At 65.2% G+C, this 23,604-nt stretch carries 27 protein-coding genes; 20 read left to right on the top strand and 7 right to left on the bottom strand.

Annotation, left to right across the window (positions count from 1 at the left end; translation table 11 throughout):
- Positions 1-120: 120 nt before the first annotated feature.
- From C2H86_RS22450 to pbpG, 3 genes are all read left to right on the top strand, one after another.
- Entirely contained in the window at positions 121-459 is a 339-nt protein-coding gene (locus C2H86_RS22450) for a hypothetical protein (RefSeq protein ID WP_159409882.1), read from the top strand.
- 94 nt (positions 460-553) lie between these two features.
- Positions 554-736, top strand: coding sequence for a hypothetical protein (locus C2H86_RS22445; protein WP_159409881.1), 183 nt, complete (start codon positions 554-556; stop codon positions 734-736).
- 242 nt (positions 737-978) lie between these two features.
- On the top strand, positions 979-1,905 hold the full coding sequence (pbpG, locus tag C2H86_RS22440) for a D-alanyl-D-alanine endopeptidase (RefSeq protein WP_159409880.1): 927 nt from the start codon (positions 979-981) through the stop codon (positions 1,903-1,905).
- A 58-nt stretch (positions 1,906-1,963) separates the two neighbouring features.
- Here pbpG and C2H86_RS22435 read toward each other — a convergent pair whose 3' ends face one another.
- Positions 1,964-2,401: a hypothetical protein gene (locus tag C2H86_RS22435; RefSeq protein WP_159409879.1), complete on the bottom strand. Its 438-nt coding sequence runs from the start codon at positions 2,399-2,401 to the stop codon at positions 1,964-1,966.
- A 200-nt stretch (positions 2,402-2,601) separates the two neighbouring features.
- On the opposite strand from C2H86_RS22435, the gene C2H86_RS22430 reads away from it, so the two are divergent.
- The 9 genes from C2H86_RS22430 to C2H86_RS22390 all read left to right on the top strand — a co-directional run bounded on the left by C2H86_RS22430 (position 2,602) and on the right by C2H86_RS22390 (position 10,176).
- Complete coding sequence (locus C2H86_RS22430; protein ID WP_159409878.1) at positions 2,602-3,936, top strand: lysine N(6)-hydroxylase/L-ornithine N(5)-oxygenase family protein; 1,335 nt, start codon at positions 2,602-2,604, stop codon at positions 3,934-3,936.
- Positions 3,937-4,107: 171 nt separating this feature from the next.
- Complete coding sequence (locus C2H86_RS22425) at positions 4,108-5,301, top strand: PepSY-associated TM helix domain-containing protein (protein ID WP_159409877.1); 1,194 nt, start codon at positions 4,108-4,110, stop codon at positions 5,299-5,301.
- Positions 5,298-5,837 (top strand): thiamine pyrophosphate-binding protein, encoded by a 540-nt coding sequence (locus C2H86_RS22420; RefSeq protein WP_159409876.1) that lies wholly within the window; start codon positions 5,298-5,300, stop codon positions 5,835-5,837. Before C2H86_RS22425 ends, C2H86_RS22420 begins: the two co-directional genes overlap by 4 nt.
- Positions 5,834-6,154 (top strand): hypothetical protein, encoded by a 321-nt coding sequence (locus tag C2H86_RS22415; RefSeq protein WP_159409875.1) that lies wholly within the window; start codon positions 5,834-5,836, stop codon positions 6,152-6,154. The genes C2H86_RS22420 and C2H86_RS22415 overlap by 4 nt, the downstream gene beginning before the upstream one ends.
- A gap of 26 nt (positions 6,155-6,180) precedes the next feature.
- Positions 6,181-6,750 carry a DUF6162 family protein gene (locus C2H86_RS22410; protein WP_159412977.1) on the top strand — a complete coding sequence of 190 codons (570 nt, stop codon included), beginning with the start codon at positions 6,181-6,183 and terminating at the stop codon, positions 6,748-6,750.
- Between the two features lie 15 nt (positions 6,751-6,765).
- The gene (locus C2H86_RS22405) at positions 6,766-7,668 is read left to right on the top strand and encodes a metal ABC transporter substrate-binding protein (protein WP_159409874.1); all 903 of its coding nucleotides are present in this window, start codon (positions 6,766-6,768) and stop codon (positions 7,666-7,668) included.
- Positions 7,665-8,411 (top strand): metal ABC transporter ATP-binding protein, encoded by a 747-nt coding sequence (locus tag C2H86_RS22400; protein WP_110632324.1) that lies wholly within the window; start codon positions 7,665-7,667, stop codon positions 8,409-8,411. Before C2H86_RS22405 ends, C2H86_RS22400 begins: the two co-directional genes overlap by 4 nt.
- A complete protein-coding gene (locus tag C2H86_RS22395; RefSeq protein WP_159409873.1) occupies positions 8,411-9,310 on the top strand; it encodes a metal ABC transporter permease in 900 nt (299 codons plus the stop codon). Before C2H86_RS22400 ends, C2H86_RS22395 begins: the two co-directional genes overlap by 1 nt.
- Positions 9,307-10,176 carry a metal ABC transporter solute-binding protein, Zn/Mn family gene (locus C2H86_RS22390; protein WP_159409872.1) on the top strand — a complete coding sequence of 290 codons (870 nt, stop codon included), beginning with the start codon at positions 9,307-9,309 and terminating at the stop codon, positions 10,174-10,176. Before C2H86_RS22395 ends, C2H86_RS22390 begins: the two co-directional genes overlap by 4 nt.
- A gap of 106 nt (positions 10,177-10,282) precedes the next feature.
- Here the strand turns inward: C2H86_RS22390 and C2H86_RS22385 are convergent, their stop codons facing one another.
- The 5 genes from C2H86_RS22385 to C2H86_RS22365 form a co-directional block, all read right to left on the bottom strand.
- Positions 10,283-11,335, bottom strand: a complete 1,053-nt coding sequence (locus tag C2H86_RS22385; protein WP_159409871.1) for a DUF1615 domain-containing protein — start codon at positions 11,333-11,335, stop codon at positions 10,283-10,285.
- Positions 11,336-11,361: 26 nt separating this feature from the next.
- Positions 11,362-11,913 (bottom strand): hydrolase, encoded by a 552-nt coding sequence (locus tag C2H86_RS22380; protein ID WP_159409870.1) that lies wholly within the window; start codon positions 11,911-11,913, stop codon positions 11,362-11,364.
- 57 nt (positions 11,914-11,970) lie between these two features.
- Complete coding sequence (locus tag C2H86_RS22375; RefSeq protein WP_159409869.1) at positions 11,971-12,690, bottom strand: thioesterase II family protein; 720 nt, start codon at positions 12,688-12,690, stop codon at positions 11,971-11,973.
- Positions 12,687-12,908 carry an MbtH family protein gene (locus C2H86_RS22370; RefSeq protein WP_054887100.1) on the bottom strand — a complete coding sequence of 74 codons (222 nt, stop codon included), beginning with the start codon at positions 12,906-12,908 and terminating at the stop codon, positions 12,687-12,689. The genes C2H86_RS22375 and C2H86_RS22370 overlap by 4 nt, the downstream gene beginning before the upstream one ends.
- An 88-nt stretch (positions 12,909-12,996) precedes the next feature.
- A complete protein-coding gene (locus tag C2H86_RS22365; RefSeq protein ID WP_159409868.1) occupies positions 12,997-13,398 on the bottom strand; it encodes a hypothetical protein in 402 nt (133 codons plus the stop codon).
- Positions 13,399-13,622: 224 nt separating this feature from the next.
- Here C2H86_RS22365 and purU point away from each other — a divergent pair, with 224 nt between their 5' ends.
- The 6 genes from purU to C2H86_RS22335 are packed head-to-tail and all read left to right on the top strand — an operon-like array spanning position 13,623 to position 20,447.
- A complete protein-coding gene (purU, locus tag C2H86_RS22360; RefSeq protein WP_159409867.1) occupies positions 13,623-14,489 on the top strand; it encodes a formyltetrahydrofolate deformylase in 867 nt (288 codons plus the stop codon).
- Entirely contained in the window at positions 14,486-15,397 is a 912-nt protein-coding gene (gene folD, locus C2H86_RS22355; protein ID WP_159409866.1) for a bifunctional methylenetetrahydrofolate dehydrogenase/methenyltetrahydrofolate cyclohydrolase FolD, read from the top strand. Before purU ends, folD begins: the two co-directional genes overlap by 4 nt.
- Complete coding sequence (locus C2H86_RS22350; RefSeq protein WP_159409865.1) at positions 15,379-16,620, top strand: FAD-dependent oxidoreductase; 1,242 nt, start codon at positions 15,379-15,381, stop codon at positions 16,618-16,620. The genes folD and C2H86_RS22350 overlap by 19 nt, the downstream gene beginning before the upstream one ends.
- Positions 16,621-16,632: 12 nt before the next feature.
- Positions 16,633-16,938: a sarcosine oxidase subunit delta gene (locus C2H86_RS22345; RefSeq protein ID WP_159409864.1), complete on the top strand. Its 306-nt coding sequence runs from the start codon at positions 16,633-16,635 to the stop codon at positions 16,936-16,938.
- Positions 16,935-19,838 carry a 2Fe-2S iron-sulfur cluster-binding protein gene (locus tag C2H86_RS22340; protein WP_159409863.1) on the top strand — a complete coding sequence of 968 codons (2,904 nt, stop codon included), beginning with the start codon at positions 16,935-16,937 and terminating at the stop codon, positions 19,836-19,838. The genes C2H86_RS22345 and C2H86_RS22340 overlap by 4 nt, the downstream gene beginning before the upstream one ends.
- A 3-nt stretch (positions 19,839-19,841) precedes the next feature.
- Entirely contained in the window at positions 19,842-20,447 is a 606-nt protein-coding gene (locus C2H86_RS22335) for a sarcosine oxidase (protein ID WP_159409862.1), read from the top strand.
- Positions 20,448-20,684: 237 nt separating this feature from the next.
- On the opposite strand, the gene C2H86_RS22330 is transcribed toward C2H86_RS22335, so the two are convergent.
- Complete coding sequence (locus C2H86_RS22330) at positions 20,685-21,569, bottom strand: LysR family transcriptional regulator (RefSeq protein ID WP_159409861.1); 885 nt, start codon at positions 21,567-21,569, stop codon at positions 20,685-20,687.
- Positions 21,570-21,715: 146 nt separating this feature from the next.
- Between C2H86_RS22330 and C2H86_RS22325 the strand changes: the two genes are divergently transcribed.
- Complete coding sequence (locus C2H86_RS22325) at positions 21,716-22,735, top strand: alpha/beta hydrolase (RefSeq protein WP_159409860.1); 1,020 nt, start codon at positions 21,716-21,718, stop codon at positions 22,733-22,735.
- A 55-nt stretch (positions 22,736-22,790) separates the two neighbouring features.
- Positions 22,791-23,513, top strand: coding sequence for a pirin family protein (locus C2H86_RS22320; RefSeq protein ID WP_159409859.1), 723 nt, complete (start codon positions 22,791-22,793; stop codon positions 23,511-23,513).
- Positions 23,514-23,604: the final 91 nt, after the last annotated feature.

The raw sequence follows: 23,604 nt of genomic DNA, 5'->3' as shown, positions 1-23,604 counted from the left end.
CCAGACCCAACCACTGGTCGCCCCTTACACAACCTTTACCGTTTCCCTGTGCTCGGCTGACAGAGACCGGAGTCATAGTAGTGAGGCCCCAAGCGTGGGGTTACCTTGCGAGGAAGTCTCATGAACCGTCATCTCCCCGGAATCGCCCTGCTGGTCGGTGCCCTGGCTATCAGCGGGCAAGCCTCTGCCCATGGTGGAGGTGGCGGCTGGTATGGCCCAGGCCCACTGCTCGGTGCCGCCGTTGTCGGGGCCGTGGTCGGGGCGACGGTGTATGGCGGCCGCGATCGCACGGTCTATGTCGAGCGCCAGCCCGCCTACTATGCGCCTGCGCCCGTCTATGTGCAGGCTCCGCCGCAGCCCGTGTATTACCAGCCGTACTACGTACCGGCTCCGCCACCACCGGCGTACCGCCCGTACTATGGCCCGCCACCGGTGTATTACGGCCCGCCACGCTGGTGACCGTTGATAAAACTGATGAGCACTATTGAGCGTGTTGATTTCAAACCCTGTCGGCTGATGCGTAATGTAGGGCCATGTTTCACAGGAGGTCCCCATGGCCACTATTCAGATCATGTCAGTCGTCGGCACTGCCGTCCCCGTCGCCCTGCGCGAGCAAGGCCTGCTGGCCTGCTGGTACCTGGTGAGCAATGGCGAGGCCGTCAGCGGCCCGCTGGCGACCCGGGCCTCGGCCCAGGCCCTGGCTGAACAGCTGCAGGCCGGTTGCCTGATCGCTTGACCGAATTTGTTGTGCGTTGCTCCCTACGCCTCTTCTGACCCGCCCGTTGGCGGGTCTTTTTTTGCCTGCGCGAACCGACGAACGGAGCCAGGAAAACCGATACAGCATGAAGGTTTTTTCATTTCTGGCAGTCGACTCAACGAGCAATCGACAGGCGTTCAGCCATACTCCAGAATGCATCGGTTTTTTGGGGGAAAACCCTTGCACAGCCAACGACATACCAACTTTTAGTGAGCCTCAACGTGAAAACATCCCTGTCCATCCTCAGCCTGCTGCTGTTGCTCACAGGTACTGCGACCCTTCCGTCGACCGCTGCTGCACAACCCCCGGCCCAGGTCCAACGCGACCCGTCCAAGCTGCACCTGGCGTCTGGCAGCGCCCTGCTGATCGACCTGAACACCAACCAGGAACTGTATTCGAGCCACGCCGACCGTGTGGTGCCCATTGCGTCGGTGACCAAGCTGATGACGGCGATGGTGGTGCTGGATGCCAAGCTGCCCATGGATGAGATGCTCACCATGACCATCGCCAACAACCCGGACATGAAAGGCGTGTATTCGCGCGTGCGCCTGGGGAGCGAGCTGAATCGCCGGGAAACCCTGCTGATCACCCTGATGTCATCGGAAAACCGCGCCGCCACCACCCTGGCCAACCATTATCCGGGCGGCTACCCGGCCTTCATCAAGGCAATGAACGCCAAGGCCCGCAGCCTGGGCATGGCGCACACCCGCTACATCGAGCCGACCGGCCTGTCGACGCAGAACGTCTCCACCGCCCGTGACCTCGCCAAGTTGCTGATGGCATCGCGCAAATACCCGATGCTGAGCGAGCTGTCGACCACCCGCGAAAAGACCGTGGCCTTCCGCAAGCCAAACTACACCCTGGGCTTCCGTAACACCGACCACCTGGTGAACAAGAGCAACTGGGACATCACGCTTACCAAGACCGGTTTCACCAACGATGCCGGCCACTGCCTGGTGCTGCTGACCAAAATGGACAACCGCCCGGTGGCCATGGTGATCCTCGACGCCTTCGGCAAGTACACCCACTTCGCCGACGCCACTCGCATGCGTCAATGGCTGGAGACCGGCGCGACCAAACCGGCACCGGCCGTGGCCATGCAGTACAAGACGGACAAACACGGCAAGGGGCGCCTGGCGTCGGAATGACGGCAGGCCTTGCTGGCCTCATCTGCGGCGGGCGGCGATGAGGCCAGTGCAGTCGAACTCAGGCCTGGGTATCGACCATCCCGCCGGCACTGTTGCCACCTGTTTTCTGCAGCGCTTCCAGCAGCTGCGCAGTAGCCGCCTGGATTTCGCCGCTGAGGGTGGCGATGCTGGCTTGCTTGCCAGCGACGGCAGCCAGCTTGGTGGTTTCGTCGGTTTTCTGCGCCATCAGGATGGCCAGTTGTTTCTGCTCGTCCGCCAGCTGCTTCTGCAGTTTCTTGATCATCTCGCGCAATTGCGTGATGTGTGCCGGTTCCCCACTTCCACTGCTGCCTTCGGCACCCTCGGCGCCTTTGGCCTGGCCGTCGCCACGCAGCTTTGAAGTGTCGACCTGCAGCGCCGAGCTGCCCGATTCAGTCTTTTCGGTGTCGCTGACCTGCGAAGTGCTGGCCGCGGGGGCCGATGTGTTGCTGATGCTGACTGCCGCGATGCCTACCATGTCTTTCTCCCTGCCTTGCAAAGGGTCCTTGAGTTGACCTGCGTATCGGCCGGCAGGCAAAAACCTTTAGGCCCGGTTGGCCGCAGGCACGCTCCCAGGCAGTAAATTCCCCTGCCGCTGGCTCGTTCCACCCAATGTACAAGCGCAGGCGCCGGAGCCCCGGCATGCGCCCACATTCGACCCATTATGGAATCGCAGCCATGAGCCAGTCTGCACACCCGGAAACTATCAAGGACCTGATCGGCGTGGGCTTCGGCCCGTCCAACCTGGCCCTGGCCATCGCCCTGGAAGAACTCGCCCAGAGCCAAGGCCACGCCCTCGATGCGCTGTTCATCGACAAGCAGAAGGAATACCGCTGGCACGGCGAGACCCTGGCCACCCAGAGCGAACTGCAGATCTCGTTCCTCAAGGACCTGGTCTCGCTGCGCAACCCGACCAGCCCTTACAGTTTCGTCAACTACCTGCACCAGAAGCAGCGCCTGGCCGACTTCATCAATCTCGGCACCTTCTACCCCTGCCGCCTGGAGTACAACGACTACCTGCGCTGGGCCGCCGAGCATTTTGCCACCCAGGCGGTCTACGGCGAAGAAGTGCTGCGCATCGAGCCTGAAGTGAAGGCCGGGCGCGTCGAGCACCTGCGCCTGATATCGCGTGATACGCAGGGCCGCGAATTCAGCCGACGCACCCGCTCGGTGGTGGTCGGCAGCGGTGGCACACCGAAGATTCCGGAAAAATTCGGCGCGTTCAAGGATGATCCACGGGTTTTCCACCACTCCCAGTACCTGAGCAGCCTGAACAAACTGCCGTGCACGGCCGGCAAACCGATGCGCATCGCAGTGATAGGCTCGGGCCAGAGCGCCGCCGAGGCCTTCATCGACCTCAACGACAGCTACCCGTCGGTCAAGGTCGACATGGTGCTGCGCGGTTCTGCCCTGAAGCCGGCCGATGACAGCCCGTTCGTCAACGAGATCTTCTCCCCTGACTACACCGACCTGGTCTACAACGAACCGGCCGACCAGCGCGCCAAGCTGGTCGGCGAGTACCACAACACCAACTACTCGGTGGTCGACCTCGACCTGATCGAGCGCATCTACGGCATCCTCTACCGGCAGAAGGTTGCCCACCAGTTCCGCCACAACGTGCTGTGCCGCCGCCAGATCGAAGCCGTGGTGGCCACCCGCGACGGCATCGAACTGACCCTGCGCGACCTGGCCACCGGCCAGCAGCAGACCCACCGCTACGACGCGGTGATCCTCGCCACCGGCTACGAACGCCGCTCGCACCGCGACCTGCTGGCTCCACTGGCCAACTACGTGGAAGACTTCAGCGTCGACCGCAACTACCGGGTACTGGCCAGCCCGGACCTGCAGGCTTCGGTCTACCTGCAAGGGTTCTGCGAGAACAGCCACGGCCTCAGCGACACCTTGCTGTCGGTACTGCCCTCCCGTGCCGCAGAGATCGGCCAGGCGCTGTACCATGACCTGGCACTCCAGCAGGGCAAGGCCCAACCCGCTGTGGCCCTGACCAGCGCCTGATTCGCGCTGCACACTCACCGACAGGGCGCCTTGAGCGCCCTGTCGGCATTTGTGCCCTCTGAAACATTTGCTTGCACTTAATTCAGCAGGATTTTCATTCTCATTCGTCCTTACTAGAACAGCCCCCTTTGGTTGGGCTTGTGCTCGCCCACCTTTTCAGAAGACGGACCGATGGCCAAATCCCCGAAAAAATCCAAGTCCAAGCTGTGGTTCCTGGTCCACAGCTGGCTCGCCCTGCCGATCTGGTTCTTCGTGCTGATCGTCTGCTTCACCGGCATGCTGGCCGTGGTCAGCCAGGAGATCGTCTGGCTGGCCAACCCCGACGTGCGTGCCAGCAAGCCCGACGACAACGCCGAACGCCTGAGCTTCCAGCAAGTGCTCGATGCCCTGCACAAGGCCGAACCGGACATGGCCGTCAACTCGCTCAGCCAGCCGGACGGCTCGCATTTCGCGCTGACGGCGCGGGTCACCTATGCCGATGGTTCCAGCCCGATGCTCTACGTCAACCCGTATACCGGGGCCATCCAGGGCAAGATGCCGGACTTCAACTTCGAGGCCTTCACCCGCGCCCTGCACGGCTGGTGGCTGGTGCCGTTCACCAGCGGTTTCAGCTGGGGCTGGTACATGGTGTCGCTGCTCGGCCTGCCGATGCTGGCGTCGCTGGTCACGGGGCTGGTGGTATACAAGAAGTTCTGGAAAGGCTTCTTCAAACCGGTACGTACCGGCCACGGCGCGCGGATCTTCTGGGGTGACCTGCACCGCCTGGCCGGGGTCTGGTCGATCTGGTTCATCGCGGTCATTTCCATCACCAGCATCTGGTTCCTGACCCGGGCGATCCTCTTCGACAACCAGATCACCATTTCCAGCGAACCGATCGTCCCGGTGATCGCGCGTGAGCAAGTGCCGCAGACCGCCGATGGCAGCCCGGCACCGCGCATCGACGTAGACGAGGCCGCACGTATCGCCAGTTTGGCCATCCCGAGCCTGGATATCACCTCCGTCTCGCTGCCGGCTACCGCCTACAGCCACATCGAAATGGGCGGGCGTGGCTGGTACCCGCTGATGTTCCAGAGCGCGTCGATCAACCCCTATACCCGCCAGGTCGACAGCCAGTTCCTGCTCAGCGACCGCTCGGCCCTGGAGTTCTTCACTGAATCCATGCGCCCGCTGCACACCGGCGACTTCGGCGGCCTTCCGATCAAACTGATCTGGTTCTTCTTCGGCCTGATCCTGACCCTGATGGTGTTCAGCGGCCTGCTGGTCTGGACCAAACGCACCGCCCAAGCCACCGCCGCGGCGCTCAAGCGCAGCGAACGCGCACCCCGTGACGCAAACCGCGAAACCGCCCTGGAGGCCCGCCCATGAGCCAGGCCCAAGCCCTGCCCGCACGCCCACTCAAGCAATGGTGGCTGAAATGGCGCTTCCACCTGAACATCCTGCTGATCCTCATCCCGTTGGGGTTCATGCCCAAGTACTTCGCCGACGCCAAGCTGTTCCGTGGTGACGCCGGGCTGGGTGCCAACCCGGTCAGCGGCATCCAGGTCGGGCCATACAGCCTCGACCTTGCCGAACTGCGTGATGAAGCACCGCGCAGCGATGGCCCCGCTGGCCACTTCAAGCTGTTCAATGCGGCGCTGTGCAAGGCCTGTGTGAATGACGTCAAGGCGGTCTACCTGCGCATCGGCAAGCCGCGCAGCCTGCGCGCCGCTGGCACCATCTTCTTCGGCGCGCCGTACCGCATGGTCACCAACCTGCCAATTCCACCGCGCACCCGCGCCGATGCACAGATCTGGATCACCCTCGAAGGCTGGGACGGCAGCATGCACCAGGCATCCATCCCTCTGGCCAAGGCGTCGCCGGCTACCGTGGCCTGGCTCGAAAAACAAGGAGGCAAACCATGAAACACCTGATGCGCAGGCTCGCCCTGCCCTTGCTGGTACTGACCGCAGGCCCGGCCCTGGCCCACAACCCGATGTGCGAGTGCGAGGAAGTGGCGGGTGGCCAGGTGAAGTGCACCGGCGGCTTTTCCGATGGCAGCGGCGCACCAGGGGTGACCCTCGACGTGATCGGCTACGACGAACAGGTACTCGTCGGCGGCAAGCTCGGTGACGACTCGAGCCTGACCTTCAAGCGCCCCGACGGCGAGTTCTACGTGCTGTTCGACGCAGGCCCGGGCCATGTCGTGGAAGTCGACCACGCCGACATCGCGCAGCCATGAGCAGCACAGACATGAGCAGCCCAGCCATGAGCCATACCCAGGTGGTGCGCCCGGCCGGTGCCGGGCACGAAACCCTCTACGTGCTGCTGGCCAGCCTGTTGATCCTCGCCCTCGCCGCCAGCGTGGTGCTGTTGCGCGGCGAACGCAACGACGAGCAGGCCATCGCCAGCCACCAGATCGACGCCCGCCGCGACCTGACCGCGGCCGAACAGGGTATCTATACCGACCTGCGCGTGGCCTTCGACGAAATCCAGCTGCTGCGTGAGGAAAGCGCCGCGACCCCCAGCGTCGAGGCCCTGGCAGAGGAAGGCCTGCCACCGTTCGTGGTCGACGCCGGCAGCCAGAGCCGTGGCAGCCATCAGTGGCAGTGGCTGGCCAGCGGCGCCTATATGGGCCGCAGCCAGGCGCCGGACGTGGCAGGAAGCTTCCTGATGATTCTGCCCGCTGGCGACAGTGCCGAAGTCGACGTCTGGCTGCGCCGCGACAGCGCCGCCGTGCTTCCCGACGACCTCGGCCAGGCCGCACTGATCGCTGCCGGCTGGCAGCAAGTTGTCAGCCACTACGACGCCGGGGTTACCCGCGAACACCGTCATTGAACCCAAGGACTCCCCATGTTCCGCAAAGCCCTCGCACTGCTCCTGGCCTGCGCCCTGCCGGCACTGGCCCTGGCCGACACCGGCAAGCCCCTGCGCATCGGCATTACCCTGCACCCTTACTACAGCTACGTAAGCAATATCGTCGGCGACAAGGCCGAAGTGGTGCCGCTGATTCCGGCGGGCTTCAACCCCCATGCCTATGAGCCCCGCGCCGAAGACATCAAGCGCATCGGCACGCTGGACGTGGTGGTACTCAATGGCGTCGGCCATGACGATTTCGCCGACCGCATGATCGCCGCCAGCGAAAAGCCCGCCATCAAGACCATCGAAGCCAACCAGAACGTTCCGTTGCTGGCGGCCACCGGCATCGCCGCACGTGGCGCCGGCAAGGTGGTCAACCCGCACACCTTCCTGTCGATCAGCACCACCATCGCCCAGGTCAACAACATCGCCCGCGAGCTGGGCAAGCTCGACCCGGACAACGCCAAACTCTACACGCAGAACGCCCGCGCCTACGCCAAGCGCCTGCGCGCCTTGCGTGCCGAGGCGTTGGCCAAGGTGACCGAGGCGCCCGGCGCCACCTTCCGCGTGGCCACCATCCATGCTGCCTACGATTACCTGGTGCGTGATTTCGGGCTGGAAGTGACTGCGGTGGTCGAGCCCGCCCATGGCATCGAACCAAGCCCGGCACAGCTGAAAAAGACCATCGACCAGCTCAAGGCGCTGGACGTGAAGGTGATCTTCTCGGAGATGGACTTCCCTTCGGCCTATGTCGAAACCATCCAGCGTGAATCCGGCGTGCGCCTGTATCCGCTGACGCACATTTCCTACGGCGAATACACCAAGGAAAAATACGAAGTGGAGATGAAGCGCAACCTCGACACCGTGGTCCGCGCCATCCAGGAGAACCGCGCATGACCGCCGCTGCCAACCTCACGGCGCCCGGCGGTCCACGCATCGAGTTCGCCAACATCGACCTGACCCTGGGCCGCACGCGCATTCTCGAGCAGGTGCAGTTCAGCGTTGCCGCGGGCAGCGTGCATGCCATCGTCGGCCCCAACGGCGGCGGCAAGAGCTCGCTGATCAAGACCCTGCTCGGGCAGATGCCGCATCAGGGCCAGCTGAGCCTGCACTGGCCAGGCGCGCAGCAGGTGATCGGTTATGTGCCGCAGGCCTTGGAATTCGACCGCGGGCTGCCAATGACCGTGGACGACTTCATGGCTGCCATGTGCCAGCGGCGCCCGGCGTTCCTTGGCCTGTCACGCCGGGTGCAGCCGGCAATCGATGCGGCGCTGGCACGGGTCGGCATGCTCGACAAACGCAAGCGGCGCATGGGCGCGCTGTCGGGTGGCGAACGCCAGCGCGTGCTGCTGGCCCAAGGCCTGATTCCCGAGCCGCAACTGCTGGTGCTCGACGAGCCGATGTCGGCGCTCGACGAAGCCGGTATCCAGGTATTCGAACAGCTGTTGCAGGGCTGGCGCCAGGCCGGCACCACCGTGCTATGGATCGAACATGACCTGGAAGCCGTGCTGCGCCTGGCCGACCGGGTCACCGGCCTGAGCCGCCAGGTGCTGTTCGACGCCCCGCCCGCCCAGGCCCTGACCCCGGAGCGCCTGCTTGGCCTGTTCTCCGTCCACCCCCGCAGCGAGAGCCTTGCCTGATGAGCTTCGAAGCATTCCGCCAGCTGATCCAGGAATGGGCCGGCGCTGGCTACCTGCCGGAGGCGCTGGCCTACGGTTTCGTGATCAATGCCTTGCTGGCCGGCCTGATGATCGGCCCGGTGCTGGGCGGCCTCGGCACCTTGGTGGTGGTCAAGCGCTTTGCCTTCTTTTCCGAAGCGGTCGGCCATGCCGCACTCACCGGGGTCGCCATCGGCATCCTGCTCGGCGAACCGTATACCGGCCCCTATGGCAGCCTGTTCGGCTACTGCCTGCTGTTCGGCATCCTGCTCAACTTCCTGCGCAACCGCACCGGGCTGTCGCCGGACACGCTGATCGGCGTGTTCCTTTCGGTGTCGCTGGCCCTCGGCGCCAGCCTGCTGCTGATGCTGGCCGGCAAGATCAACGTGCATATCCTCGAGAACGTGCTGTTCGGTTCGGTACTGACCGTCAGTGCCCAGGACCTGGTGGTGCTGGGCATCGTCGCGGTACTGGTGCTGGCCCTGGCCCTGCCGCTATACAACCGCATCATGCTGGCCAGCTTCAACCCGCAACTGGCTGCCGTGCGCGGGGTGGCGGTGAAAACCCTGGACTATCTGTTCGTGGTGCTGGTGACCTTGGTCACGGTGGCCTCGGTGAAGGTGATCGGGGCGATACTGGTCGGTGCCCTGCTGGTGATCCCGGCGGCGGCGGCGCGCCTGGTCAGCCAGTCGCTGAAGGGGTTTTTCTTCGTCTCGGTGCTGATCGCCACCCTGAGCACGCTGCTCGGCATCCTCCTGCCGATCGTCCTCGACCTGCCGGTGCCCTCGGGCGCAGCGATCATTCTGGTCGCCGGCATTTGCTTCGCCCTCGCCGCGCTGGCCCGCGCCCTCGTCCCTCGCTTGCAAGGAAACCCGGCATGAACCTGAAACACCTGACCCTGGCCGTCGCCCTCGTCGGCCTGCCCGCACTCGCCTCGGCCACGCAAGTGCTGGCCACCCTGCCGGTGACCCACAGCCTGGCCAGCGTGCTGCTCGACGGTACCGCCGTGCAGCTCACGCGCGCCGCGCCGGCCAACCTGCCGGCCAGCCGCCAACCTTCGTACTTCAGCAGCCGCGGTGGCGCAGCACTGGCCAAGGCCGCGCAGCAGGCCGACGCGGTGATCGGCGTGCGCTCGATCTGGCGTGACGACCCGCTGTACCCGATGGCGCGGCGCAGCAACATTCGCATCGTCGAGATCGACGCCGCGCGGCCGGTCGATGGCGCACTGCCGGGCATCGCCGTGAGTGGCGATGATGCCTATGATGCCTACCCCTGGCTGAACCCGACCAACCTGGGGCGCATGGCCGATGTGCTGGCCAATGACCTGGAGCGCCTGGCGCCCGCCGACAAGGACAGGATCCAGGGCAACCTGGCCGGGCTCAAGCGCCAGTTGCTGGAGCTGACCGCCAGTAGCCAGACGCAGCTGGCCAAGGTCGACAACCTGAGTGTGGTCAGCCTGTCCGAGCGCCTGGGGTATCTGGCCAGTGGGCTGAACCTGGATGTGGTGGAGCAGCCGTTGCCGGCGGATGGCAAGTGGGATGAGGCAACGCTGAAGGCCCTGGGTGAGAACCTCAAGGGGCAGGACGTGGCGCTGGTGCTGGATCATCGGCAGCCGGATGCGGAACTGGCCAAGGTGATCGAGGCGGCCGGGGCGAAGTTGCTGGTGGTGGAAAGTGATTCCGAGGATGCGGTGGCAGGGCTCAAGGCCAGTGTCGAGCAGGTGGTCGGGGCCTTGAGCGAAGGGTGATGTCGCCAGTACCGGCCTCTTCGCGGGACAAGCCCGCTCCTACAGGGGCCGCGTTGAACCTGTGGGAGCGGGCTTGCCCCGCGAAGAGGCCGGCACAGGCAAAAATCTACCGGTTCATGCAACGCTCATATCGCTCATCCACTCGCCCGGCAAACCAGGCGGTGGTCAGCTTGCGGGTAATCTTCGGGCTCTTCAGCTCGATCCCCGGCAACACCGCCCGCGGCAGTGGCTTGCCTGCCGCTGCATCGGCCAGGGCAAACACCCCGCTGTACAGCTTGCTGTCCTCGAACGCCAGACTGTCGCCCAACTCCAGCTGGCTGCGGATCTGTGGATTACGCAGCCCCAGCTTGACGCCGAGCTTGCGCGCCGCCTGCTCGGTGCTGCCGGGCAAGATCGAACCCGGGGCGATCAAGTCGCCATCCAGTGCCAGGTCCGCCCCCGTGACCTTGCTCAACGCGGCCTGGAACGCGGCATTGCGGCTGGCGTACCAGCCCGCGTTGAAATCGGCGAAGCGGTACAGCTGGCGCTCGTAATGCGCCGGATAGCCGAGCAAATGGGCAATACCGAAGTACATGCCCCCACGGCGGCTGAAGACTTCCTGGCGGATAGTGCCGTCATAGGTGTAGGGATAATCCTTGGCGTGTTTTTCCGCGAACTCGATGCTGACCTGCATCGGCCCACCGGTGTGCACCGGGTTCAACCCGCCGAGCAGCGTCTTGCCCAACGGCAGGCGCGCGATGAACTCGTCGTACAGCGCGCTCAGCTGCTTCTCGCTGCGCACCGCCAGCAGGCGCTGCTGATAGCTCTGGCCATTGCCTGAGGGCGTCTTCAGTGCACCGTCGACCAGCAGCGTGGGAATGTGCAGGCGCGCCGCACGGCGGTCGATTTCCTCACGGGCGATGCGCCCCAGGTTGGGTACCTGTGGGTCGACGTTGAAGGTCGACTCCTGCTCGGTCACCGCCAGCACCGCGCACAGGTTGCGTTTGCTCGGCGCGATGCGCTGGGCCTCGAACGCCACCTGGATATCCCTGGCCCAGCCTTCGCGGTCCTTGGCCTGGGCCGGCAGCAGGCGCAGCAGCTGGGCCCGCACCTTGGCCGGGTCGGCCTCAGGCTCTTCCTCGCGGCGCCCGGCGCAGCCCTGCAGCAGCGCCAGGGCCATCAGCCCTGCCGCCCACAGTCGGCCGTTCAGGGCTGTTCACCGACCATGTAGGTCTTGCTGATGTGGCGGAACTGCGGGTGGCTGGCGCTGCCCATGAGCTCGAACAGGACCATTTCCCGGGTCACCACCTGCGCCCCGGCCTGGCGCATGCGCGCAAGGCCCGCAGCCTTGTTGGCCGGGGTGCGGCTGTCGCAGGCATCCTCGACCACGAACACCTGCTTGCCCAGGGCCTGCAGGCCGAGCACGGTCTGCAGCACGCAGACGTGGGTTTCCATGCCGCAGACGATCACCTGCTCACGGGCCATGAGGCTGGCCGGCAGGCACGCGGCGGCCACGCAGGAGAAATGGGTCTTTTCCACCACCTCGGCCGCCGGAGCTACTTCGGTAAGTTCCGCCAAGGTGTGACCCAGGCCTTTGGGATACTGCTCGGAAATCACGATCGGCAGTTCCAGGTCGTTGCAGGCCGAGAGCAGCCAGCGCGCTCGGGCGCGGGTGCCTTGTGGGTCGCTCATGGCGCCAATGAGCTTTTCCTGGATATCGACGACCAGCAGCGTGGCCTTGTGATGTTCGATCAGCATTGTCTGCCCCTTGCCTGGGAAAAGCCCTAGCCTCCCCCAGGCAAGCGGCGCCGTCAATCAGGCAGAAAGCCGATGTGCTTCAAGGGCCTGCGTCAGCGCACCGAGCACCCGATCCTCATGCTCATGGATGAAGAAGTGGCCGCCGGGGAACATCTGCAGCGAGAAATCACCGAGGGTTTCCTTGCGCCAGGCATGTAGTTGCTCTGCGCTGGCCCGGTCCGCTTCCCCACCGAGCACGTGCAACGGGCACTGCAAGGCAGGCCGTTGAAGGTAGAGGTAACGGCCGCAGAGCAGGAAGTCGGCGCGTAAAGTCGGCAAGGTCAGGCTCATCAGCTCGGCATTGGCCAGCACCTCCTCCGGCGTGCCATTGAGCTCGCGCAGCTCGGACTTGAGCTGTTCATCGGTCTTGGGGTCGCGCCAATTGTTGCCGTCGTAATCCTCGCGCCGGGTGGGCGCCGCAGTGCCGCAGGCGAACAGTGCCAGCGGCGGCGGGCAGCCCAGCACGCGCAGTTCGTGGGCCAGTTCGAAGGCCAGCAGTGCGCCCAGGCTATGGCCGAGCAAGGCATAAGGCGCGTTGGCGGCCAAGCGTTGCTCGTTGGCCAGTTGCCGGGCCAGCGCCTGCATGTCGGTCTGCAGCGGCTCGCCCATGCGCGCGCCACGCCCGGGCAACTCGACCGGGCGCACCTGCAGCCAGGCCGGCAGCTTGCGCCGCCAGCGGCTGTAGACCATGGCACTGGCCCCGGAATACGGCAGGCACAGCAGGTTGATTGTGGTCACTGGGCGGCAGCTGCGGCCATCTGCTGGCGCAGGCTCAAGGGGCGCATGTCGGTCCAGACTTCGTCGATGTAGGCCAGGCAGTCCTTCTTCAGGCCGCTCTTGCCCACCGCGCGCCAGCCTTCGGGGATAGCCTTGTAGTCCGGCCAGATGGAATATTGCTCTTCGTGGTTGACCACTACCTGGAACTGGATATCGTCGCGGTCGAATACGGAAGTCATTGCCTGTCTCCTTGAGTGATGGCTGCCACTGCGCGCCTGGCGCAGGGAGGTTCTCAGGTAGACGTAGGGCGCTGCGGAAAAATTAGCCTCACGCGTCTCTGAGCAAGTCATGCGCGTCGAGCAAGCGGAACGCCACCTGCGGATTGCGCTCCAGGCCCCGGCGGATCGCGGCCGGGATCGACTGGCGGGTCTTGCGGCACAGGCCGGGCTGGTCGTCGAGTTCGATGACGATGCCGCGCATGGTCCGCACTTCGTTGAAGCCGGGGCTGATGTGCACGCGGATGCCGAGGTTTTCGTACAGCCGTTGCTGCAGGCGTTGCAGGTCTTCCAGGTCCTTGAGGTTTTCCAGGCGTTCGAGCAGGCGCTTTTCTTCCTGGCGGGTGAGCAGGAGGATGCGCTGGGCCGCTGGCGGGTGCTCGGCCAGGTGTTCGCGGCCGCAGTCACAGGCGCCAGGGGGGCACGGTTGGCGAAGAGGGGGTGGGGTGCTCATGGAGCAAGCATAGCTTCACCGGCCCGTTCTCAGTAAACGCTTCAGAAAAACTTTCCTGTCAGGATAAAAAATTTCACAAACAACTAGACCACGGCCCCTCGCTTCGCCTATAAATCGCTCAAGGGAAATTTATATTCCCATCAAGAAACATCACTTCGCCCGCCGCGAAGCTTCTTTCGCCCTTGTGCCAGACCTGCCCCACTCCATCACGAGGCCTATCCGACATGCACCCCGCTCCCGATCACTTCATCCTGCGCGTCAGTTGCCCGGCCGTGTCCGGCATCGTCGCGGCGGTGACCACCTACCTGGCCGAGCACGGTTGCTACATCAGCGAGATGGCGCAGTTCGACGACGAGGACGATGGCCGCTTCTTCATGCGTGCGGTGTTCCGCTACAACACCGGTGTCAGCGGCGACACCCCGCAGCTGGAAGCAGGCTTCGCCGATGTGGCCCAGCGCTTCGACATGGACTGGAGCCTGCACAGCAGCGCCCGGCCACTGCGCGTGCTGCTGATGGTCAGCAAGTTCGACCACTGCCTGGCCGACCTGCTCTACCGCCACGCCAAGGGCGAGCTGGACATGCAGATCACCGCCGTGGTTTCCAACCACCTCGACCTGCGGCCCATGGCCGAGCGCCAGGGCATCCGCTTCGTCTACCTGCCGGTGACCAAGGACACCAAGGCCGAGCAGGAAGCCGCGCTGATGCGCATCGTCGAGGACACCGGCACCGAACTGGTGGTGCTGGCGCGCTACATGCAGATCCTCTCCGACGACCTGTGCCGCCAGCTGTCGGGCCGGGCAATCAACATCCACCACTCGTTCCTGCCCGGTTTCAAGGGCGCCAAGCCTTATCACCAGGCCTACCAGCGTGGCGTCAAGCTGATCGGCGCCACCGCCCACTATGTCACCCGCGACCTCGACGAAGGCCCGATCATCGAGCAGGAAGTGCAGCGCGTGGACCACGCCTACGCCCCCGACGACCTGGTGGCGATCGGCCGCGACACCGAGACCATCGCCCTGTCCCGCGCCGTCAAATACCACCTCGAACACCGGGTGTTCCTCAACCACGACCGCACGGTGATCTTCAAATGAATGCCATCCCCAGCATCAAGCTGATCGACGGCAAGGCCACCGCGGCGCGGGTGCTGGCCGAGGTTCGCGAGCAGGTGCAGACCTTGCGCCAAGGCGGCGTGCAGCCGGGCCTGGCGGTGGTATTGGTCGGGGCTGACGCGGCCAGCCAGGTGTATGTGCGCAACAAGGTGCTGCGCGCCGAGGAAGTGGGCATTCGCTCGCTGGAACATCGCCTGCCGGCCGACACCACCCAGGCGCAGCTGCTGACCCTGATCGACCGGCTCAACCGTGACAGCGAGGTCAACGGCATCCTCGTGCAGTTGCCGCTGCCCGAGCATGTCGACGAGCACTGCATTCTCCAGGCGATCAGCCCGCTGAAGGACGTGGACGGTTTCCACAGCGAAAACGTCGGTGGCCTGGCCCAGGGGCGTGATGTGCTCACGCCCTGCACCCCCAGCGGCTGCATGCGCCTGCTGCGCGATGCTTGCGGCGAGCTGCGCGGCAAGCATGCGGTGGTGGTCGGCCGCTCGAACATTGTCGGCAAACCCATGGCCGCGCTGCTGCTGCAGGCCGACTGTACGGTGACCGTGGTGCACTCACGCAGTCGCGATCTGCCGGTGCTGTGCCGCCAGGCCGACATCCTTGTCGCAGCGGTAGGCAAGCCGAAGCTGATCGGCTCCGAGTGGCTCAAGCCTGGCGCGGTGGTGATCGATGTCGGCATCAACCGCATCGAGGAAGGCGGCCACAGCCGCCTGGTCGGCGATGTCGATTTCGCTGCCGCCCTGCCCCAGGTCGCCGCCATCACTCCGGTGCCCGGCGGCGTCGGCCCGATGACCATCGCCTACCTGATGAAAAACACCCTGCTCGCCCTCGACCTGCAGCAACAGGCCGCCCACCAGGAGCGCACCCCATGCCTTTCGCCCTGCTGAAACACGGCCTGAGCGCCGACTACCCGGTGGAGGTCGACCTGCCGCCACCGTGCGAACTCAAGCCGCGCTATGACGTGGTGATCATCGGCGGCGGCGGCCACGGCCTGGCCATCGCCTACTACCTGGCCAAGTACCACGGCGTGACCAACGTCGCCGTGCTGGAAAAGGCCTACCTGGGCGGCGGCAACACGGCGCGCAACACCGCCGTGATCCGCTCCAACTACCTCACCTCCGAGGGCGTGCGCTTCTACGCAGAATCGGTGCGGATGTTCCAGAACCTGTCCAACGAGTTCGACTTCAATATCATGTACTCCGAGCGCGGCCAGCTGACACTGGCGCACACCGACGCCACCGTGCGCGCCTTCCGCCAGCGCGCCGAGGTCAACAAGCACTTCGGCGGGCGCACTGAAATGATCGACCGCCAGCAGATCCGCGAGCTGGTGCCGAGCCTGAACCTCGACCCCGGCCACCTGCCGGTGCTGGCGGGCCTCTGGCACATCGACGGCGCCACCGCGCGGCACGATGCGGTGGCCTGGGGCTACGCCAAGCAGGCCGCCAAGCGCGGCGTAGAAATCCATCAACTGACCGAAGTGCAGGACCTGCTGATCCGCAATGGCCGTATCGAAGCGGTCAAGACCAACCGCGGCACCGTGCAGTGCGGCTGCGTGGTGCAGGCGGTGGCCGGGGCCAGCTCACAGCTGTTGGCCAAGGCCGGCATCCGCGCGCCGATCCACACCTACCCGCTGCAGGCCATGGTCACCCAGCCGTTCAAGCCGTTCCTCGACCCGCTGGTGAGCTCTTCGGCGCTGCACTGCTACGTGCAACAGACCAGCCGTGGCGAGATCGTCTTCGGCGGCGGCTCCGACCCCTACCCGCTGTACAACACCCGCTCTACCCTTGATCTCAAGGAAAGCCTGCTGGCCCACGCCATCGAGATGTTCCCGTTCATGGCCAACGCCAAGCTGATGCGCCAGTGGGCCGGGATCACCGACATGACCCCGGACTACAGCCCGATCATGGGCCTGTCACCGGTCGGCAACTACTACCTCGACGCCGGCTGGGGCACCTGGGGCTTCAAGGCCACGCCGATCTGCGGCAAGACCATGGCCGAGCTGGTCGCCAGCGGCGGCAAGGTGCCGGCGATGGTCGCGCCCTTCGCCCTGGAGCGCTTCAGCCGCTTCCAGCAAGTCAACGAAATGGGCGCCACCGCGGCCAGCCACTAGGAGCACACGACGATGAAAATCCTGACCTGCCCCTTGAACGGCCCGCGCAACATCAGCGAGTTCACCTACGGCGGCGAGTTCAAGCCCATGCCCGACCCGGCCAGTTGCACTGACACCGAGTGGGCCGACTACGTGTTCAACAGCGACAACCTGGCCGGCGTGGTCATCGAATGGTGGCTGCACAACGCCTCGAGCTACTGGTTCCTGGCCGAGCGACACACCGTCAGCGACCAGGTGCTGCGCACCTTCGACCCGAAAGATCTGTTCGACCGCCGCGTCGACTTCACCCCCGCCGCCACCCCGGAGATCGCCGGATGAACAGCCTCACTCGCCTCCCCGCGCCCATGGGCCTGCTGATCGACCGCGAGCGGCCCCTGCGTTTCGAATTCGACGGCCAGGCCTGCCCGGGCTTTGCCGGTGACACCATTGCCAGTGCCCTGCTCGGCAACGGCCGCTGGCTGCTGTCGCGCTCGTTCAAGTACCACCGCCCGCGTGGCCCGCTGAGCATGGCCGGGCAGGACGCCAACACCTTGGTGCAGCTCCCCGAAGAGCCCAACGTGCTGGCCGACCTGGAGGCCGCCCGTGACGGCCAGGTGGTCGCCGGGCAGAACTTCAACGGCAGCCTGGAACACGACCGCGACGCCTACCTGGGCAAGTGCTCGCGCTTCATGCCGGTGGGCTTCTACTACCGCTCGTTCTACAAGCCCAAGGGCATGTGGAAGGTGTGGGAGCCGTTGATCCGCAAGAAGGCCGGCCTCGGCGTGCTCGACCTCGGCTTCAGGCCGCAGTACTACGACAAGGCCTATCTGTTTGTCGACCTGGCGGTGATCGGTGCCGGCCCGGCCGGCCTGCGCGCCGCGCTGGACGCCGCCAATGCCGGGGCCAAGGTGCTGCTGATCGAGCAACAGCCGGTGCTCGGCGGCTCGCTGACCTACGCCCGCTTCGACATCGCCGGCACCCGCGCCGCCAGCATGCGCCAGGAACTGCTCGCCGCCGTCGAAGGCCACCCGAACATCCAGGTGCTGTGCGAGGCCACCTGCAACGGCTGGTTCACCGACAACTACCTGCCGGTGATCCAGCACAAGCGCCTGTACAAGATACGCGCCACCCGCTGCCTGGTGGCCGCCGGGTCGTTCGACCAGCCGGTGGTGTTCCGCAACAACGACCTGCCCGGGGTGATGCTGACCAGCGCCGCGCAGCGGTTGATGAAGCTGTACGCGGTCAAGCCGGGGCAACGCGCGGTGATTCTCACCGGCCACGATGACGGCTACCTGGCCGCCCTCGACCTGCAAGAGCAAGGCGTGGCTGTCGCCGCCCTGGTCGACATGCGCGCCGCGCCCGCCGATGCTGCGCTGGCCAGCGAGCTCAAGCGTCGCGACATTCCCCTGCACCTGGGCAGTACCGTCTATGAAGCCCTGCACGAAGCAGGTATGCGCCACGTTACGGGCGTGGACATTCGCCCGATCACCGGCCAGGGCAAGGTGGGTGACCACGGCCTGCGCGTGGCCTGCGACTTGCTGTGCATGTCCGCCGGCTACATGCCGGTGTATCAACTGCTGTGCCAGGCGGGCGGCAAGCTCGCCTACGACGTCAACCGTGACGAGTTCACCATCAGTCACCTGCCCGCCGGCCTGGACATCGCCGGCTCGGTGAACGGCCGGCACTGCCTGGACAACGTGCTCACCGACGCCAGCCGCGGCGCCGCCGAAGCCCTCGCGGCACTGGGCCTGCAAGCGCCAACGCCGTCGGCCTACGTTGCCGAAGCCAAGGTCAACTTCCCCTGGCCAATCTTCCCGCACCCCAAGGGCAAGGATTTCGTCGACTTCGACGAAGACCTGCAAGTGCGCGATATCGTCAACGCCACCCGCAGCGGCTACCGCGACGTGCAGTTGGTCAAGCGCTTCTCCACGGTCGGCATGGGCCCGTCCCAGGGCCGCCACTCGGCGCTGCCCACTGCACGCCTGGTGGCCCAGGCCACCGGCCGCAGCATCAGCGAAACCGGCGTCACCACCGCCCGCCCGCCATTCCAGGCGGAGAAGCTCGCGCATGTCGCAGGCCGGGCGTTCGACCCATACCGACAGACGCCGATGCACCGCCGCCACCTGCAAGCCGGCGCGAAGATGATGCCGGCCGGCATCTGGCAGCGCCCGGCCTATTACGGCAAGGCGGATGAACGCGAGCGCTGCATGCAGGAGGAAGCCCGCCATGTGCGCGAAAAGGTCGGCCTGATCGACGTTTCCACCCTGGGTGGCCTGGACGTGCGCGGCCCCGACGCCGCCGAACTGCTGGAGCGCCTGTACACCTTTGGCTTCGCCAAGCTGGCCATCGGCCGCACCCGCTATGCGCTGATGACCAACGAGCACGGCGTGGTGATCGACGACGGCGTCTGCGCGCGCCTGGCCGAGCAGTACTTCTACGTCACCGCTACCACCAGCGGCGTCGACCGCATTTACCAGCAGATGCTCAAGTGGAACGCACAGTGGCGGCTGGACGTGGACATCACCAACGTTACCGCTGCCCTGGCCGCGGTCAACCTGGCCGGGCCGCTATCACGCCAGGTGCTGGCCAAAGTGTGTGGCGATGTCGAACTGTCGGCCGACGCCTTCCCTTATCTGGGCGTGCGCCTGGGCACGGTGGCCGGCATCCCGGCGCGCATCCTGCGGGTCGGCTTCGTCGGCGAGCTGGGTTATGAACTGCACGTGCCCGCGCGCAACGCCGAGCGCCTGTGGGACGCGCTGATGCAGGCCGGTGCCGGGCTGGGCATCCGCCCGTTCGGCGTCGAGACCCAGCGCCTGCTGCGCCTGGAAAAAGGCCACGTGATCATCAGCCAGGACACCGACGGCATGACCCACCCGGCGGAGATCGACATGCAGTGGGCGATCGGCCGCAAGAAGCCGTTCTTCGTCGGCAAGCGCTCAATCGAGATCCTCGAAGCGCAGCCGCTCAAGCGCAAGCTGGTCGGTTTCACCCTGCCCAAGGGCAGCCCGCAGCCGCTGGAAGGCCACCTGGTGCTGGACGGTCCGGACATCAGCGGTAACGTCACCTCCTGCGAGTATTCGCAGACCCTGGGGCAGATCATCGGCCTGGCCTACGCCGGCGCCCATCAGGCGACGCCTGGCATGCATATCCCGATCCGCGTGGAAGGCGGCGTGATGGTCAATGCCAAGGTGGTGCAACTGCCCTTCCATGATCCCGACAACCTGCGCCAGGAGCTCTGAACCATGTCCAGCCTGAAAGCTGAAGCCTTCATTCCACGCAGCCCGCAGGCCGAGCTGTTGCACACCTGTGCGTTGACCGACCTGACCGAACTTGCGCGGGTCGGGTTTCGCGGCGGGGACAGTGCGGCGTATCTGGAAACGCGTGGCTACCGTTTGCCAGCGCTACCCAACCAGGCCTTGCGCCAGGATGACGGGGGCTGGGTGGCACGCCTGTCGGCCAGCGAGTATCTGTTGCTGGGCAGCCTTGCCGACCGGGGTGCACGGGTAGCAGCCGAAGAGGTTGCGTGGGTGCAGGATGCCCGGCGCAACTATCTGCTACCGCGTCAGGACAGCCATGCCTGGTTGCAACTGTCGGGAGCGCATTGCAGTGCGGTGATGGCCAAGTTGTGCGGGGTCGACCTGCGTTTGCAGGCGTTTGCAGTCGGGGCCGTGGCGCAGACGTCGGCGGCGCGGATCAATGTGATCGTGGTGAATGTCGGGAGTGATGAACTGCCAGCCCTGCAGTTGCTGTTCGACCGGGCTTCGCTGGCGTACTTCCAGGCGGCGGTGCTGGATGCCATGGATGAGTTCGATGGCGGGTGGATTGGGGTGGATCAGTTGATGCGTTGACCTGTTCCGGCAGACGTGCGCTGTACTTGTGGGAGCCGCGCTTGCCGGCGATGGGCCGCGAAGCGGCCCCACGATTTCAAGGTTGTTGCATAAATTGCCGGGGCCGCTTCGCGCCCCATCGCCGGCAAGCGCGGCTCCCACAGGTACACCACAGGTCTTGAGTATTGTGATTTTCCTGAGGGAGCGAGCGCGTCGAGGCGTCGAACCGCCGCGAAGAAGCAAACACTGGTATCAAGATCAGAGTTCAGTCAGCCGCTCGCGCAAGAAGCTCACGAACCCCTGCACCGGCCGCGCCACCTGCCGGTGCTGCGGATACACCGCCGACAACTGCAACGCCGGCGGCACCCACTCATCCAGCACCGTCACCAGCCGCCCGTCCGCCAGCGCCTGGCCGACGATGAAGGTCGGCAAATAGGTCACCCCCATCCCGGCAATTGCCGCATCCCGGAGCAACTCGCCGTTGTTCGCCCGCATCCGCCCGGTCACCTGAATCACCTGGGCCTTGCCGCTCTGGTGGAACTGCCACTGCACTTGCCGCGAGTGCCCATAGGGCAGGCAATCATGCGTGGCCAGTTCTTCCGGCCTGGTTGGTACGCCTCGGGCTTCAAGGTACGCCGGGCTCGCGCAATACACCCGCTCGACATCGGCAATGCGCCGGGCAATCAGGCTGGAATCCTCCAGCGCGCCAATGCGCAGCGCCAGGTCGTACCCCTCGCCGATCAGGTCCACGGCACGGTCGCTGAGGTCCACCTCCACATCCACCTGCGGATGCAACTGAAGAAACTCGGTCAGCAGGCAGCCCAGGTGGGCCATGGCGAACGACAGCGGCGCACTCAGGCGCAAGGTGCCGCGCAAGGCCTGGGCCTGGCCGCTGATGTCGTGTTCCACCTGCTGCACCTCGCCCAGCAGGCGCAGCGCCGACTGATAGTAGTGCTGGCCCAGTGGCGTAGCGTCCAGACGACGGGTGGAGCGGTTGAGCAGGCGCACGCCGAGGCGCTCTTCGAGCTGCATCAGGCGGCGGCTGACCGATTGCTTGGACATGCCCAGTCGCTCGGCGGCGGCAGTGAAACTGCCGGCCTCCATGACCTGGGCAAAGATGCGCATGTCTTCGTAGGGGTTCATTGTCTCGCTCTTGGTGACAGTCAAACGCTTTATAGCGGCTTTTTCCCGTCAGTGCATCTCCCTAATCTACACACAGGTCGCAGCGATGGCCCTGAAGGCCAGGCAAGACGCCCATTACCAGCACTTACCTTGAAAAGGATTCGCTCATGAACATTGTCCAAAAGACCCTCACCGCTTCCCTCCTCGCCCTGTCCGTCTCCAACGCTTTTGCTGCCGGCAGCCCGGGCGTCGAACAGCACACCCAGGCCTTCCTCGAAGCGCTGGAACAGGGTGGTGGCAAGCCGCTCGAACAGCTCAGCCCGAAAGACGCCCGTGCCGTGCTGACCGGTGCTCAGGCTTCAGTGAAGGTCGACCTGTCCGGTATCGAGGTCAAGCAACGCACCATCCAGGCCAACGGCCAGTCGATCACGCTGCAGGTGGTGCGCCCGGCCAATGTCAAAGGTGAGTTGCCGGTGTTCATGTTCTTCCACGGCGGCGGCTGGGTGCTCGGCGACTTCCCGACTCACCAGCGGCTGATCCGCGACCTGGTGGTCGGCTCCGGCGCGGTGGCGGTCTATGTGGACTACACGCCGTCACCAGAGGCGCACTACCCGACGGCGATCAACCAGGCCTATGCCGCCACCCAGTGGGTCGCCGAGCACGGCAAGGAAATCGGTGTCGACGGCAAGCGCCTGGCCGTGGCCGGCAACAGCGTCGGCGGCAACATGGCGGCAGTGGTCGCGCTCAAGGCCAAGGAGGCCGGCACCCCGGCCCTGCGCTTCCAGCTGCTGCTGTGGCCAGTGACCGATGCCAGCTTCGAGACGGCGTCGTACAAGCAGTTCGCCAACGGGCACTTCCTCACCACCGGGATGATGAAGTGGTTCTGGGACAACTACACCCTTGATGCCAAGGCACGGGAGCAGATCTACGCTTCGCCACTGCGTGCCAGCAGCGAACAGCTCAAGGGCCTGCCGCCGGCACTGGTGCAGACCGCCGAGTTCGATGTGCTTCGGGATGAAGGTGAGGCCTATGCACGCAAGCTGAATGCGGCGGGCGTGACCGTTACCTCGGTGCGCTACAACGGCATGATCCATGACTATGGGTTGCTCAACCCGCTGAGCCAGGTGCCGGCTGTAAAAGCGGCGATGCGCCAGGCCGCAAACGAACTGAACGTGCATCTGCAATAACACCAGCCAACCGCGTGGCAGGGCCCAGGTGCCCTGCCCTTACTTGAGATTCGTCATGCTTACCGTCCGTAACGCCCAAGACCGCGGCCTGGCCTTCCATGGCTGGCTGAAATCCTTCCACACCTTCTCCTTCGGCCATTACCGCAACCCCGACGAGCAAGGTTTTTCCGACCTGCTGGTGATCAACGACGACCGCGTCATCCCTGGCAAGGGTTTTGGCGAGCACCCGCACCGCGATATGGAAATCTTCTCCTACGTACTCGAAGGCGCGCTGGAGCACAAGGACACCCTGGGTACCGGCTCGGTGATCCGCCCGGGTGATGTGCAACTGATGAGCGCCGGACGTGGTGTAGCGCACAGCGAGTTCAACCACAGCCAGGCGCAGCCGGTACACTTCCTGCAGATCTGGATCGTGCCCAATGTGAAAGGGGCGACGCCGCGTTATCAGCAGCAGCACTTCAGTGCCGAGGAGAAGCGCGGCACGTTGCGCCTGATCATCTCGCCAGATGGAGCCGAAGGGTCATTGCAGGTGCGGCAGAACGCGCGGGTGTATGCCGGGCTGTTCGATGGCGCGGAGCGCGCGACGCTGAACTTGCCGGCGAACCGCCATGCCTATGTGCATGTGGCTCGCGGCAGCATCGAGCTCAATGGCCAGGTGCTCAATGAAGGGGATGGTGTGCGGGTACGGCAGGAACAGGTACTTGAGCTAGGCAACGGGGTGGATGCCGAGGTGCTGGTGTTCGACCTGCGACCCCATGAGCTGCCTGGCATGCCATAAGCAGGACCGGCCTCTTCGCGGGACAAGCCCGCTCCCACAGGTACAGCGCAAGTCTTGAGGACTATGCTGTACCTGTGGGAGCGGGCTTGTC

This window comes from Pseudomonas putida, from assembly GCF_009883635.2.
GTDB classification, from domain to species: Bacteria; Pseudomonadota; Gammaproteobacteria; order Pseudomonadales; family Pseudomonadaceae; genus Aquipseudomonas; species Aquipseudomonas putida_W.
This window is presented reverse-complemented; position numbering and strand designations above follow the sequence as displayed.